Origin of the sequence: Planotetraspora mira, from assembly GCF_016863275.1 — a bacterium.
GTDB classification, from domain to species: Bacteria; Actinomycetota; Actinomycetes; order Streptosporangiales; family Streptosporangiaceae; genus Planotetraspora; species Planotetraspora mira.
Genome location: NZ_BOOO01000027.1, coordinates 142,344 through 155,698 on the forward strand (window position 1 = coordinate 142,344; position 13,355 = coordinate 155,698).

The following is a 13,355-nucleotide window of genomic DNA, read 5'->3' on the forward strand; positions in this document are numbered from 1 at the left end:
GATGATCACTCGCATATGGTGGGGACATGGGCGCTCAACCCTCAAATCGCGGTGCCGACCCTGTCGGCGAGATGACGCGTGCGGCGCTGCGCCCGGTCGACCTGGCGCGGGCGGCGGGCGTCTCCACCCAGCAGATCCGCAACTACGCCGACACGGGCATCCTGCCGCCCACGGGGCGGACCTCCGCCGGTTACCGCGTGTTCGACGCACGGCATCGCGACGCGCTGCTCACCTATCGGGCGCTGGCGAAGGGATACGGGTGGGACGCCGCCCGCTCGATCATGCTGGCCCTGCACTCCGGCGACCTTCCGCGGGCGTTGGCCCTCGTCGACGCCTGTCACGCCGTGCTGCATGAGCAGCGCCTTTCACTCCAGGCGACGGGTGAGGCGCTCGAAGCGGTCGCGGGGCAGGCCTCCGACGCCTCGGCGGCGCCGTACTCCGGCATGCGTATCGGAGAGGTCGCCGCCCACCTCGGCGTGCGCACGTCGGCGCTGCGGGTGTGGGAGGCCGCCGGTCTGCTGACGCCGCGGCGCGAGGCCGGCACCGGATACCGACGCTACGACCCGGCCGATGTACGGGACGCCCGCATGGTCGGCATGTTGCGGCAGGGGCAATACCGCCTGGCCCAGATCGGGGCCGTCCTCGAGGGCCTGCGCCGTACCGGCAGCAGCGAGGCGCTGCGCGCCGCCATCGCCGATCGCCGGGCCGCCCTGACCCGGACGGCCGCCGCCATGCTGGAGGGCGCCGGTCACCTGAACCGCTACGTCACCGACCACACGGGAGCTCAGGCCCAGGTGACCGCCGGCTGATCGTCGCCGGAGGCTTCGGCGACGAGATCGGCGCTCTTGCCGGCCTTCACACGCTGCGCGGGTGCCAGACCGGTGAAGGGAGTGATGGTCACCTCGTGGTCGCCGCGGCGGTAGCGCCAGGTCCCGGCCACCTCACCGTCGACCAGGAGCGCTCCCGGGCCCGAGATGGCCCGCCACACCTCTTTGCGGCGCCTGCTGTCGGGGACGAGCAAGGTCCTGTCGACCTGACGCAGGTAGGGATCGTTGGGCGGGACGAGGACGACCCCCGAGGGCTCGGGCGCCGTCCGCACCGCGTCCACGAGGGCCTCGGGCAGGTCGTAGCGCCGGCCGTCGATCTGGACCCGGACCAGGCCGCCGCCCAGTTCCTGCCACAGGCCGGCGACGGCCTCGGTGCCGCCCTCGATCCAGTCGCGGAACAGCGTCCTGCCGGTGGGGCCGTTCACCCGGAGGTAGGCGTTCAGCAACGCCAGTCGCGGGTGGCCGATCCTCTCCTGCGGGTGATCCGGAGCCGGGTGGAGCATGGTCGCCCGTTGCTCCTGGGGGCCCAGGACGATCTGCGCCTGACGCCCGGCCGCGCGGAACAACGCGTCAGGAACATGGCGAGCCTTGCAGCTTGGGCAATCCACCAGCGCGGCCGGCACACGGTCGGCCACCCCGCTGCTGGCCTCCGCCTTCGACGTCGGGGCGGTGACCACGGCTTTCAGGGCGGCGGCCACCGCCTCCACCGCCTCGACATGGGCGGCGCCGCCCTCGTCCGATTCCCGGGGGCCGAGCGCGTCGCGGACGAAGTCCAGATGGGCCGCCCGGTGCGCGTGCGGGGCCCCACGCACCGACCACAGACTGACCAGCGGCCCATCGGGAGAGATCGCCGTGGCGACGCCCGTCGACCCGATTCTGCTCGTGCGCTGGATCAGCGACTGCTTCGCGCCGCCTTGCCGACTGTCCTGGAATCCCAGAAGCAGGAGGTCGTCGAGCACGTCCGTGTGGGAACGGCCGTCCAGGCCGTGCCCCCGCCACCTGAAGCCCAGCCAGTGAGCCCTGTCCACGGTGATGACGTCCGCCACGGCGTCACTCTAAGCGCCGAGCGGCCGTCCGCGCGTGCCTCAGCCGCCGCCGGGTGCTCCCGTCTCCATCAGGCGGCCGTCGGCGAGCCGCAGCCAGCGGCCCACCTTGATCTCCGCGAGGAACCGCTCGTCGTGGCTGACCACCACGAACGCGCCTTCGTAGGCGTTGAGCGCGCTTTCCAGCTGACCGACGCTGACCAGGTCGAGGTTGTTGGTGGGTTCGTCCAGCAGCAGCAACTGCGGTGCCGGCTCGGCGTACAGGACGCAGGCCAGGGTCGCGCGTAGCCGCTCGCCTCCGGACAGCACTCCGACAGGGAGATGAACGCGGGAGCCCCGGAACAGGAATCGGGCGAGCAGGTTCATCCGCTCCGCCTCCGGCTTCCCGGGCGCGAACTCGGCCAGGTTCTCCGCCACGGTCCGGTCGAGGTCCAGCAGGTCGAGCCGTTGGGACAGGGAGGCGATCCGCCCGTCGGCCCGCCTGGTGCCGCCGCCCTCCGGCTCCACCTCACCGTTGATCACGCGCAGCAGGGTCGACTTGCCGGCACCGTTGGGGCCGGTCAGGGCGATCCGCTCGGGCCCCCGGATCACCAGGTCGGCGCCCTCACCGGTGAACAGGGCCCGGTCACCGTAGTGGACCTGTATCCGTTCGCCGAGGAAGACCGTCCGTCCGGCCGGGACGTTGGTCGCGGGCAGTTCCAGCGATATCTTCTGCTCCTCGCGCAGAGCTCTGCCTGCCTCGTCGAGCCGGGCCTTGGCGTCACCGACCCGCGCGGCATGCGTCTCGTTCGACTTGCCCGCCGACTCTTGGGCGCCCCGTTTCATATTCCCGGCGAAGATCTTCGGCAGGCCGGCGCTCTTGAGGTTGCGGGCGGCGTTGCCGGCCCGGCGCTCGGCCCGCTCGCGGGCCTGCTGCATCTCCCGCTTCTCCCGCTTGACCTCCTGCTCGGCGTTGCGGACGTTCTTCTCGGCCACCTCCCGCGCGGCGCGCACGGCCTCCTCATAAGCGGTGAAGTTCCCGCCGTAGGAGCGGACCTCGCCCCGGTCGAGTTCGGCGATGCGGTCCATGCGGTCGAGTAGCGCCCGGTCGTGGCTGACCAGCAGCAGGCAGCCGTTCCAGTCCTCCAGCACGCCGTACAGCTTGCGCCGGGCGTCGAGGTCGAGGTTGTTGGTCGGTTCGTCGAGCAGCAGGACGTCGGGCCGCTTCAGCAGTTGCGCCGCCAGGCCGAGGGAGACGACCTGGCCGCCGCTGAGGGTGCGCAGGTGCCGGGTGAGTGTGACGTCTCCGAGGCCGAGCCGGTCCAACTGGGCGCGGGTGCGCTCCTCGATGTCCCAGTCGTTGCCGACAGTGGTGAAATGCTCCTCGCTCGCGTCTCCGGACTCGATGGCGTCCAGCGCCCTGATCACCGGAGCGATCCCGAGGACCTCCGCGACGGTCAGGTCGCCGACGAGGGGCAGGCTCTGCGGGAGGTAGCCGAGCACCCCCTTGACGGATGCGGTTCCGCCGCCGGGCCGGTACTCGCCGGCGATCAGCTTGAGCAAAGTGCTCTTCCCCGCGCCGTTCGGTGCGACGAGCCCTGTACGGCCGCCGCCCACGGTGAAGGACAGGTCCTGGAAGACCGGGGTGTCATCGGGCCAGGAGAAAGAGAGGTTGGAGCAGATGATGAACGCGTCGGACATGCGAGAGGCCCTCGAGTGTGATGCGGGCGTGCCGGGGACGCCCAGCAGGGGAACAGGGATTCATGGAACGACGAAGCGGCCACGGCGGCGACGCTCCTGCGCGCCCGCCGGTGGCCGATCACTTCCGGTATCACCCGGAGATGTCGTCGTCACCCGCCACGTGTGGTCTCCCTGTCCCGATCACTGGCCAACCACCTTACTTCGTCTCCCCCCATGGATGGGAACGGGGGAGTGTCTCCGTACGGCGGCCGGACGGCGGGGTCAGCCCGAGAAGCGGCTGAGGAGCAGCGCCAGCCGCTGCTCATGGTGGTCGCGCCTGAGCCTGCCGTTGCGCATGAGCGTGAGGAGCCCGTGCAGCCCGCTCCAGAAGGTCTCGGTGAGCGTCTCCAGGTCGTCGTCTCGCGCCAGGGGCCGTACGGCCTCGAGGAACTCGCCGAAGGCCTCCCGTAGGGCGGGCGGCGTCTCGGCATTGTCGAACCGCAGGTCGACGGCGTGCGTGAACATCGCGTCGTAGAGTGCGGGCCGCCGCTCGCCGAACACGGCGTACGCGGCGCCGACGGCGGCGAGGGCCCGGCGAGGGTCGGTCTCCGACGTACGGGCCGCACGCAGTTCGACGGCGAGGTCGGCGAAGCCTTCCAGGGCGACCGCGGCCATGATCGCGTCCTTGCCCTTGAAGTGGCTGTAGAGAACGGGCTGGCTGTACTCGATCTCCTCGGCGAGCCGTCGCGTGGTCACCGCGTCCCAGCCCTCCGATTCGGCCAGTTCCCGCGCGGCCGTGACGATCAGCTGCTCACGCTCAGCTCGCTCGCGCTCCCGGCGCGCCTGTATGGACATGGCGTCAGTCTAGCGCCGCTAGTGTATCTGTCGAGGCTATGCTAGTATCGCTCTTGTACCTAGCGCTGCTAGCAAGGAGAACGTCGTGCTCACCCCCACCGCGTACGGACTGGCCATCCTGCTCAACCTCTTCATCATCTTCATCGGGGTCCGGTTCCTGGTGGTGCCCCGTGCCTCGGCCGCCGGCTACGGGGTGTCCGCCAAGGAGGACGGCGACGCCGCCTACCTCACCATCAAGGGCCTGCGCGACTTGACCTACGGCCTGCTCGGCCTCGCCCTGCTCGCCTTCGTGAGTGCCCGCGCCGAAGCCTGGTACATGCTCATCGTCGCCCTCGTCCCCCTCGGCGACACCCTCATCGTCCTGCGTCACGGCGGCACCAAGGCGGTCGCCTTCGGCATCCACTTCGCCACCGCCGTGATCGTCCTCATCAGCGCCGCCCTGCTCTTCGCCGTCTGAGAGACGCAGTCCTCCGCACGCAACCCCCTCAAGCAAGGAGTCACCCAGATGTCGCTGATCGTGCCGAAGTTCGACGAGTCCGTCATCGTCCGATCCGCAGAGGCCGAAGTGATCGGCCAGGCCCCGATCACCATCCGGCTGCTGGCCGACAGCAGCTCGACCGGCGGGGCGCTGTCGACCCAGCGGGTCAGCCTGCTGGACGGCGCCGACGGCGCCAAGCCGCACCGCCACGACGGCTCCGCCGAGCTGTTCTACATGCTGGACGGCACCGCGCAACTGTTGTCCGGTGAGCAGGTCGTGACCGCCGAACGCGGCGACCTGGTCATCGTGCCGCCCGGTCTCGCACACGCCTTCGCCGCCGCCCCCGGAGAGAACGCCGACATCCTCATCGTCATCACCCCGGGCGTCGAGCGGTTCGAGTACTTCCGGCATCTGGAGCGCATCGCCTACGGGAAGGTGCCGCCGGAGAGCCTGCTGGAGGTCCAGGACCTCTACGACACCTACTTCCTGAACAGCACGGCCTGGAACGACGTCAGGTCCTGAAGGCGCGGGCCGTCCCTACCTGGCCAGGAGATCGCGCAGCGCCTTGACGACGTCGGCGGGGGCTTCTTCGGCCATGAAGTGGCCGGAAGAGACGGGGATGTGTTCCAGGTGGGGGGCCCAGGCCCCCCACAGGGCTGTGGCGTCGAAGCCCAGGACCGCGCCCCAGTCCTGCTGCATGACGGTCACCGGCATGCTCAGCCCGTTCCCGGCCCGACGGTCGGCCTGGTCGTGTTCGACGTCGACGCCGGCGGACGCCCGGTAGTCGGCGACGATGGAGTCGACGGCTCCACGGGACGCCTTCAGATAGGCGGCGCGTATGTCGGCGGGGATCGCGTCCGGATTCCGGGTCCAGATGTCGAGGAAGTGGCCGAAGAACGCGTCCGCGCTCGCGCTGATCATCCGCTCGGGCAGGCCGTACGGCTGGGCCATCAGATAGAGATGGAAGCCGACGGCGGCGGAGGTGCCGTGCATCACGTCCCACATGTCCAGCGTCGGCAGGACGTCCAGCGAGGCGAGATGGGTGATCGCGCCGGGGTGGTCCAGCCCGGCGCGGATGGCGACCAGGGCGCCCCGGTCGTGGCCGGCCACGGCGAAGCGCTCGTGGCCGAAGGAGCGCGCGAGGGCGACGACGTCGGCGGCCATGGTGCGCTTGGAGTAGGCGTTCCCATCAGGGTCGGCCGGCTTGTCGCTGTCACCGTAGCCGCGCAGGTCGGGGCAGATGACGGTGTGATCAGCGGCCAGGTCGGCGGCGACGTGCCGCCACATCAGGTGGGTCTGGGGGAAGCCGTGCAACAGCACGACGGGGCTGCCGGATCCGCCCGCGGCGACGTTGAGCGACACGCCGTCGGCGACGGTGACGCGCTGGTAGTCGAATCCGTCGATCCTGGGTTCCACGCGAGGTCCCTTCACTGGGCCGGCGCCGGTGCGCCGGTCGTGGAACCAGCGTGCGCGCCGGCGCTCAGCAGCCGATCAGCGGCGACTGAGCGGAGACTGAGCGGCGACTGAGGAGGTCCGCCGGACCCGATCGCACGTGAGACGCCCGGATACATTGGGCGACATGACCGGGGAGACGGGGGCATCACCGGTGACCTTCGGCGTGCTGGGTCCGCTGGAGGCTTCGGACGGGCACGGGCCGATTCCCTTGAAGGGGCCCCGGCACCGGGCGGTGCTGGCGCGACTGCTGGTCGCCAAGGGCAGAGTCGTCCCGGTCGACCGGCTCGTCGGCGACCTGTGGGATCTGCCCCCCGATGGGGCGGTCGGGGCGATCCAGACGTTCGTCTCGGCCCTGCGCCGGGCGCTGGAACCCGACCGGCCTCCCCGGCGGCCCGCCCGGCTCCTGGTGACGGCGCCACCCGGCTACGCGTTGCGGGCGGCCCCGGAATCGGTGGACGCCTGGCGGTTCGAGGCGATGGTGAGCGAGGCGGGCTCGTCGTTGCCGGCGGGACGGGCCGGGGAGGCGCTGACCGGTCTGGAGGAGGCGCTCACCCTGTGGCGGGGTCCGGCGTACGCGGAGTTCGCCGAGGAGGGGTGGGCGCGCGGAGAGATCACCCGTCTGGACGGTCTGCGGCTGCTGGCGGTGGAACGGAGGGCTGAGGCTCTGCTCGCGCTGGGGCGTCCCGCCGAGGCGGTGCCCGACATGGAGGCGCACACCGCGGATCACCCGTTGCGCGAGGACGCCTGGAATCTGCTGGCGCTTTCGCTGTACCGGTCGGGCCGGCAGGGCGATGCCCTCGCCGTCCTGCGCCGGGCCAGGGAGGTGCTGGCCGGTGAGCTGGGTGTGGATCCCGGCCCCGGACTGCGGCGGCTGGAGCGCGACATCCTCGCCCAGGCACCCCACCTCACCGCGCCTGTCCGGGCGGAAGACACCGGCCCGCGGCACGTCGCGGTGCCGTACACGACGACCGCAGAACCTGCCGGACGGCCCTTCGTCGGCCGCGTGCAGGAGCTGACGCGTCTGGAGACGGCGGCCGCGGCCGCCGCGGAGCAGGGCGGGTTCGGGCTGGCCCTGATCTCCGGCGACGCCGGCGCGGGGAAGACCGCGCTCGCCGAGGCGCTGTCGGAAACGTTGGCGGCGCGGGGCTGGACGACGGCGTGGGGGCGCAGCCCCGAGCACGACGGGGCGCCCGGCGCCTGGCCGTGGATCCAGATCTTCAGCGACCTGGCCGGGACCGAGCCCGCACCGGCTGTTTCGCCGGAAGGCCCCGGTCCCGGCGCGGAATCCGCGACGTCCGCGGACCGGGCTGTGGCCAGGTTCCGTGCGCACCACGCGGCCGCCTCCCACCTGGGCGAAGTGGCGAAGCGGGGGCCGGTGCTGCTGGTCTTCGACGACCTGCACCGGGCGGGCGAGGAGACCTTGGACCTGCTCACCACCCTGGTCGCGGAATCCGCCGCCGGGCCGGTGCTTCTCGTCGGGACCTACCGGGCCACCGAGATCTCTTCCGGTCTGACCGAGGCGCTCGCCCGATTCGCCCGCGTGGAACCGCTCCGGGTCTATGTGGGCGGCCTGCCCGAGGCGGCCACGGACGAACTCGTCCGTGCCGTCATCCGGCGAGACGTGGACGCCCGGACCACGCAGGTGATCCACCGGCGAAGCGGCGGCAACCCGTTCTTCGTCCGCGAACTCGCGCGGCTGGTCGACGCCGAGGGACGCGCGGCGCTCGACGCCGTTCCCCCCGGCGTGCGGGACGTCATCCGCCATCGCCTGGCGCGGTTGCCGCGACCGGCACAGGGAGTGCTGCGGCAGGCAGCCGTGATCGGCGGGGACATCGACGTGGACGTGCTGGCCGCCCTGGTGGAGGACGAGGGCCTCCTCCTTGACGCCCTGGAGTCCGCGCTGCTCGCGGGCTTCCTGACCGAACGGGAACCAGGCCGGCTGCGGTTCGCCCACGCGCTGGTGCACGACACGCTCTACGACGACATCTCCAGGCCGCGCCGCGCTCGCTGGCACGCGGCCGTGGCCGAGACGCTCGAACGACTGCACCCCGGCGACGTCACCTCCCTGGCGCATCACTTCGGCCGCGCCGAGAGCCGGCTCACCGCCGTGAGGGCTGCCGGCTACGCCCGCGCGGCGGCTCTCGAGGCCGAGCGGAGATTCGCCCCGCACGAAGCGGCGCGACTGTGGAGCCAGGCCGTCGCCGCCCACGACCGGGCCGGGCAGAGCGACGTGCGCGGCCGGCTGGAGGCGGTCATGGGCATGGTGAGGGCACAGGCCGTGACCGGCGGTCTGGAAAGTGCCCGGCGGCACCGCGCCGAGGCGATCGCCGCAGCGGAGGAACTGGGCGACCCGCAGGTGACCGCCGAGGTGATCAGTGCGTTCGACGTGCCCGCGATCTGGACCCGCAACGACGACGAGGACCTCGCCCGGCAGATCGTCCATGCGATCGAACGGACGCTGACCGCACTCCCGGAGGGCCAGGAGGCACAGCGCGGCCGCCTGCTGAGCACGCTCGCCCTGGAACTGCGGGGCATCCCCACCGACCGCGGAAGCCGGGCGGCGCGGGAGGCCGAGACGATCGCCCGCCGGCTGGGAGATCCGTCCCTGCTCGCCTTCGCCCTCAACGGCCGCTTCATGCAGGCCTTCCAACGGGCGGGAATGGCCCCGCAACGCGCACGGATCGGCGCCGAACTGGTCGATCTGGCCACCCGGCACCACCTGGTGAGCTTCGAGGTGCTCGGCCACCTCATCCTCGTGCAGGCCCACTCGGCGCTCGCCGAGTTCGCCGTGGCCGACACGCACACCGCCGCCGTGGACCGTCTCGCCGAGAGATATGACATCCCGCTCGTGGGCGTGTTCACCCGGTGGTACGCCGCCCTGCGACTGGCCGTCGGCGGCCACTCGGCCGAGGCGGAGGCCGCCTACCGGGCCGCGAGCGCCGCCCTCGCCGGCAGCGGGATGCCGGGAGTGGAGCACGGCATCCTCCCCATGGCCCTGCTGTGCCTGCGCATCCAGAAAGGCGGGCGACCTGAGACGGACGAGGAGGCGGACTGGGGCCCGTACGCGCGATGGGCCCGCCCTGTGACGCTGCTCGCTGCGGGCCGCCGCGACGAAGCGGAAGCGGCCGCGAAGGCGATCCCCGACTCGCCACGCGACCTGCTCTACGAGGCGCGCACCTGCCTTGCCGCCCTGACAGCGATCGGCGTCGGCGACCGGCCGGCGATGGAGGACGCCTACGCCCGGCTGCGGCCTGCCGGCGGAGAACTGGCCGGAGCGGGCAGCGGGCTGCTCACCCTCGGCCCCGTGGCGCTCCACCTCGGCGATCTCGCCGTGGCTCTCGGACGCCGCGACGACGCCGCGGACCATTACCGGCAGGCGTCGACGATCGCGGACAAGGCCGGCTCACCGCTCTGGACGGCAGGGGCGCGCGACGCGCTCGACCGCCTTGGCGCCTCACTCCCGGTCGACTGAGGGGAGAGGCGTCAGTAGGACGCCTCCGAAATGGACTGGGCCCGGAAGACCTCGATCTCCGCTTCCTTGTCGACTCCCACTTTCCGGAGCTGAAGGGTCCTGCTCCCGATCTTCAATGAACGGTGACCGTCGATCTCCGTGGACTCGAAGACCGTCACCACGTGGCCGTGCATGTCGTGGACGGGCGCGTACTCGAGTCCGTCGGGTATGTCGAGCTTGATTCGTTTCAGATGGTCTGTCACTCCCACAGTGTGGAGCCTCGGGCCCGGCATCGCCATGGTGTGACCGCGATGGTTCCGAGTCCCCGCCGACCGGTGGGAATCCGGGGGTTCGCGGTGGACGGCTGACGCCCCCGAAGAAGACAAGACTGCTCTTTTCCGGCGTTCGCTTCTAGATTTCCCGGCACGGCCACCGAGGAGGGCGTGTTGACGGAGCTGTGGGCATTGGGCGCGTGGGATCTGGCGGACCTCATCCGCCGTGGGGAGGCGTCGTGCAGGGAGGTGATCGAGGCGCACCTACGCCGGATCGACGATGTGAACCCCCGGGTGAACGCGATCACGGTCACGTCGGGGGAGGAGTCGCTCGCCGCGGCGGCCGCGGCCGACGAGGCGCGCGCACGGGGTGAGGCGGTCGGCCCCCTGTGTGGCGTGCCGATGACGATCAAGGAGAACATCGACGTCGAGGGGTCGGCGACGACGATGGGGATCGTCGCGCTGCGGGAGGCGCGGGCGCCGGCGGACGCGCCCCCCATCGCCGAGTTGCGGTCGGCGGGAGCGATCCCGATCGGGCGGACGAACATGCCCGAGTTCGGCATGCGCTGGCACACCGACAACGCGCTGCACGGCCCGACGGTCAACCCCTGGTCGGCCGAGCACACGCCGGGCGGCTCGAGTGGCGGAGAGGCGGCCGCGGTGGCGACGGGGATGTCCCCGCTCGGAATCGGGAACGACGGCGCGGGCTCGTTGCGCTGGCCCGCCCAGTGTTGTGGCGTCAGCGCGTTGAAACCCTCGCTGGGCAGGGTGGCCCAGGTGGGGGAGCGGGTGTCGGGGCCGACCCCCTTCGCCTTCCAGTTGCTCGGCGTCCACGGTCCGATCGCCCGGCACGTCAGGGATCTGCGCCTGGCGTTCGGCCACATGTGCGGGCGGCCCGGCGGGGACCCCTGGCACGCGCCGGTGGCCCTGCACGGTCCGCCCCTGCCGGCGCCGGTCCGGGTCTGCGTGGTGACCTATCTCGACGGAGCGGAGACGGCCCCTGAAGTGGCCGCCGCGCTGACGCGCGCGGCCGCGATCCTGGCCGACGCGGGCTACCTCGTCGAGGAGGGCCGGGCCCCGGCACTCGCCCGCGCGAGTGAGATCTACACGCAGATCATGTCGAATCACGGGCGGGTGCATCGGGAGCAACCTCCTGTCGAGACGATCGCGTCTCCCGGCTTCGTGCGCTTCTGGGAGGTGTACGAGCCGATCTGGACCCGAGCGGCGGGCGAGCAGGCGTTCGACCCGATGATGGAACGGGCGTCCATCGCGCGCCTGTGGAGCGCGTGGATGAGCCGCACTCCGCTGGTGCTCGCGCCGATCCGCACGCGTCCGGCCTTCCGGGTCGGATCGGATCTCGACCCCCGGTGGCTGGCCGATTGGCCGGACACGATGCGCATGACCGTGGCGGTCAACCTTCTCGGGCTGCCCTCGGTCGCCGTGCCGGTCGGGACCGCCGGCGCCCTGCCGCAGGCCGTGCAGATCATCGGTCCGAGGTTCCGCGAGGATCTGTGCCTCGACGCCGCCGAGGTGGTGGAGGCGTCAGCCGGGGCGCTGACGCCGATCGACCCACGCTGAGGGCTCCCCGGTCCGACCGTGAGGTCACCGAGATTCCATGAGAAACGAAAACGCGGCCCCTTGCCCCCGCATCCGCGGACTCCGGCGTCAGGCTCCGGCCACCACCCGGCCCCGGCCGCCTCATCGCGTGGCGTCGGCGGCGCCGGCCGGCCGGCAGGCAGGTCGCGTTGAAGTGCCGAAGTCCTTACGGTCCTCGACGGGGCAGGTGATCGTCTTGGCATCTTGGTACTCATGAATATGGCTATTCAGAATCATGAGTATCTGAGAAGGTGCTGATAGACACTGGGGGAGGCGATCCGATGGCCTTGCGGCATGCCGTGCTGGCGGCGCTGCTCGACGAGGAGTTGAGCGGGTACCAGCTGACCAAGGCGTTCGACCTGGGTGTGGCGAACTTCTGGCACGCCCAGCCGCAGCAGTTGTACGCCGAGCTGACCCGGCTGGAGCAGGACGGGCTGGTCACGGGCCGGGAGGTGGTCCAGGACAACCGGCCCAACAAGCGGCTGTTCCGGGTCACCGACGCCGGCCTGGCCGAGCTGGAGCACTTCACCGCCCTTGCCGCCAAGCCCTCCTTCATCCGCGACGACCTGCTCGTCAAGGTCCAGGCCGCGGACCACGTCGACACCGAGACGCTGATCGCGCGGCTGACCGAGCGCTCCGCCTTCGCGCAGGCCAAGATCGACCTGTTCGGCAGGCTGCTGCACACCATGCGGGGCGACCGCACCGAAGAGGAGTTCCTGCGCCACGGCGAGCGCATCGGTCCCTATCTCACCTGCCTGCGCGGCCTCGCCTTCGAGCACGGCAACCGCGACTGGTGCGAACGCGCGGCCGCCGTCCTGCGAGAGAGGCAAGGCGCCCATGTCCGGAACTGACCGGCACTACCTCCGCTACGTCGCCCTGGGCGACAGCCAGACCGAGGGCCTCGGCGACGGCGACGACATCGTCGGGCTGCGAGGCTGGGCCGACCGGCTCGCCGAACAGCTCGTACGGCACAGCCCCGACCTGCGGTACGCCAACCTCGCCGTACGAGGACGCCTGGCCGGACAGGTCCACGCCGAGCAACTCGCACCCGCCCTCGCCCTCCAGCCCGACCTGGCCACGGTGGTCGCCGGGGTCAACGACCTGATGCGGCCGCGGTTCGACGCCGACGAGGTCGCCGGACATCTGGAGGCGATGTTCGCCGCCCTCACCGCGCAGGGCGCGCGGGTCGCCACGCTCACCTTCCCCGACATGACGCGGATCATCCCCATCGCCCGCCCGCTCGGCTCCCGCATCACCGCACTCAACCATCGGATCCGCCACGCGGCCCGCGATCACGGGGTCATCGTCGCCGAGACCAGCCACCACCCGGTGGTCACCGATCCCCGCCTGTGGTCCCAGGACCGGCTCCACGCCGGCCCGCTCGGCCACCAGCGGATCGCCGCCGCGGTCGCGCACGCCCTTGCCCTGCCCGGCAGCGACGACTCCTGGACACACTCCCTGCCGCCGGAGAGCCCTCCGCCCGCGGGATGGCATGCCGTCCACGGTGAGCTGCGCTGGGCCGCGGCCTTCCTCGGTCCGTGGCTGGGCAGACGCCTGCGGGGCCGCTCCTCCGGGGACGGCCGCACCGCCAAACGTCCGAACCTTCTCCCCGTTCGGACGATGGCCGGCACCGGGCAGTGTGGCACCGGGCAGTGTGGCACCGGGCAGTGTGGCACCGGGCAGTGTGGCACCGGGCAGTGTGGCACCGGGCAGTGTGGC

General features: G+C 71.7%; 12 protein-coding genes. 7 read left to right on the forward strand and 5 right to left on the reverse strand.

What is annotated here, in order from left to right; genetic code table 11:
* The first annotated feature begins 26 nt into the window (after positions 1-26).
* Positions 27-809: a MerR family transcriptional regulator gene (locus Pmi06nite_RS24720; protein ID WP_239114181.1), complete on the forward strand. Its 783-nt coding sequence runs from the start codon at positions 27-29 to the stop codon at positions 807-809.
* Here Pmi06nite_RS24720 and Pmi06nite_RS24725 read toward each other — a convergent pair.
* The 3 genes from Pmi06nite_RS24725 to Pmi06nite_RS24735 form a co-directional block, all read right to left on the reverse strand.
* The gene (locus tag Pmi06nite_RS24725) at positions 785-1,873 is read right to left on the reverse strand and encodes a DNA glycosylase AlkZ-like family protein (protein WP_203955488.1); all 1,089 of its coding nucleotides are present in this window, start codon (positions 1,871-1,873) and stop codon (positions 785-787) included. The genes Pmi06nite_RS24720 and Pmi06nite_RS24725 overlap by 25 nt on opposite strands.
* A 39-nt stretch (positions 1,874-1,912) precedes the next feature.
* Entirely contained in the window at positions 1,913-3,550 is a 1,638-nt protein-coding gene (gene abc-f / locus Pmi06nite_RS24730; protein WP_203955489.1) for a ribosomal protection-like ABC-F family protein, read from the reverse strand.
* 261 nt (positions 3,551-3,811) lie between these two features.
* Positions 3,812-4,384, reverse strand: coding sequence for a TetR/AcrR family transcriptional regulator (locus tag Pmi06nite_RS24735; RefSeq protein WP_203955490.1), 573 nt, complete (start codon positions 4,382-4,384; stop codon positions 3,812-3,814).
* An 85-nt stretch (positions 4,385-4,469) separates the two neighbouring features.
* On the opposite strand from Pmi06nite_RS24735, the gene Pmi06nite_RS24740 reads away from it, so the two are divergent.
* On the forward strand, positions 4,470-4,841 hold the full coding sequence (locus Pmi06nite_RS24740) for a DUF4267 domain-containing protein (RefSeq protein ID WP_203955491.1): 372 nt from the start codon (positions 4,470-4,472) through the stop codon (positions 4,839-4,841).
* 48 nt (positions 4,842-4,889) lie between these two features.
* Positions 4,890-5,384 carry a cupin domain-containing protein gene (locus Pmi06nite_RS24745; RefSeq protein ID WP_203955492.1) on the forward strand — a complete coding sequence of 165 codons (495 nt, stop codon included), beginning with the start codon at positions 4,890-4,892 and terminating at the stop codon, positions 5,382-5,384.
* A 15-nt stretch (positions 5,385-5,399) separates the two neighbouring features.
* Here Pmi06nite_RS24745 and Pmi06nite_RS24750 read toward each other — a convergent pair whose 3' ends face one another.
* Positions 5,400-6,278 (reverse strand): alpha/beta fold hydrolase, encoded by an 879-nt coding sequence (locus Pmi06nite_RS24750; RefSeq protein ID WP_203955493.1) that lies wholly within the window; start codon positions 6,276-6,278, stop codon positions 5,400-5,402.
* 163 nt (positions 6,279-6,441) lie between these two features.
* On the opposite strand from Pmi06nite_RS24750, the gene Pmi06nite_RS24755 reads away from it, so the two are divergent.
* On the forward strand, positions 6,442-9,789 hold the full coding sequence (locus Pmi06nite_RS24755) for an ATP-binding protein (RefSeq protein ID WP_203955494.1): 3,348 nt from the start codon (positions 6,442-6,444) through the stop codon (positions 9,787-9,789).
* An 11-nt stretch (positions 9,790-9,800) separates the two neighbouring features.
* On the opposite strand, the gene Pmi06nite_RS24760 is transcribed toward Pmi06nite_RS24755, so the two are convergent.
* Positions 9,801-10,031 (reverse strand): hypothetical protein, encoded by a 231-nt coding sequence (locus tag Pmi06nite_RS24760; RefSeq protein ID WP_203955495.1) that lies wholly within the window; start codon positions 10,029-10,031, stop codon positions 9,801-9,803.
* A gap of 183 nt (positions 10,032-10,214) precedes the next feature.
* Between Pmi06nite_RS24760 and Pmi06nite_RS24765 the strand changes: the two genes are divergently transcribed.
* From Pmi06nite_RS24765 to Pmi06nite_RS24775, 3 genes are all read left to right on the forward strand, one after another.
* Complete coding sequence (locus tag Pmi06nite_RS24765; RefSeq protein ID WP_203955496.1) at positions 10,215-11,618, forward strand: amidase; 1,404 nt, start codon at positions 10,215-10,217, stop codon at positions 11,616-11,618.
* A 299-nt stretch (positions 11,619-11,917) separates the two neighbouring features.
* Positions 11,918-12,487, forward strand: a complete 570-nt coding sequence (locus tag Pmi06nite_RS24770; protein WP_203955497.1) for a PadR family transcriptional regulator — start codon at positions 11,918-11,920, stop codon at positions 12,485-12,487.
* The coding region (locus tag Pmi06nite_RS24775; protein WP_203955498.1) for an SGNH/GDSL hydrolase family protein at positions 12,474-13,355 on the forward strand (882 nt) is incomplete at its 3' end. The genes Pmi06nite_RS24770 and Pmi06nite_RS24775, both read left to right, overlap by 14 nt.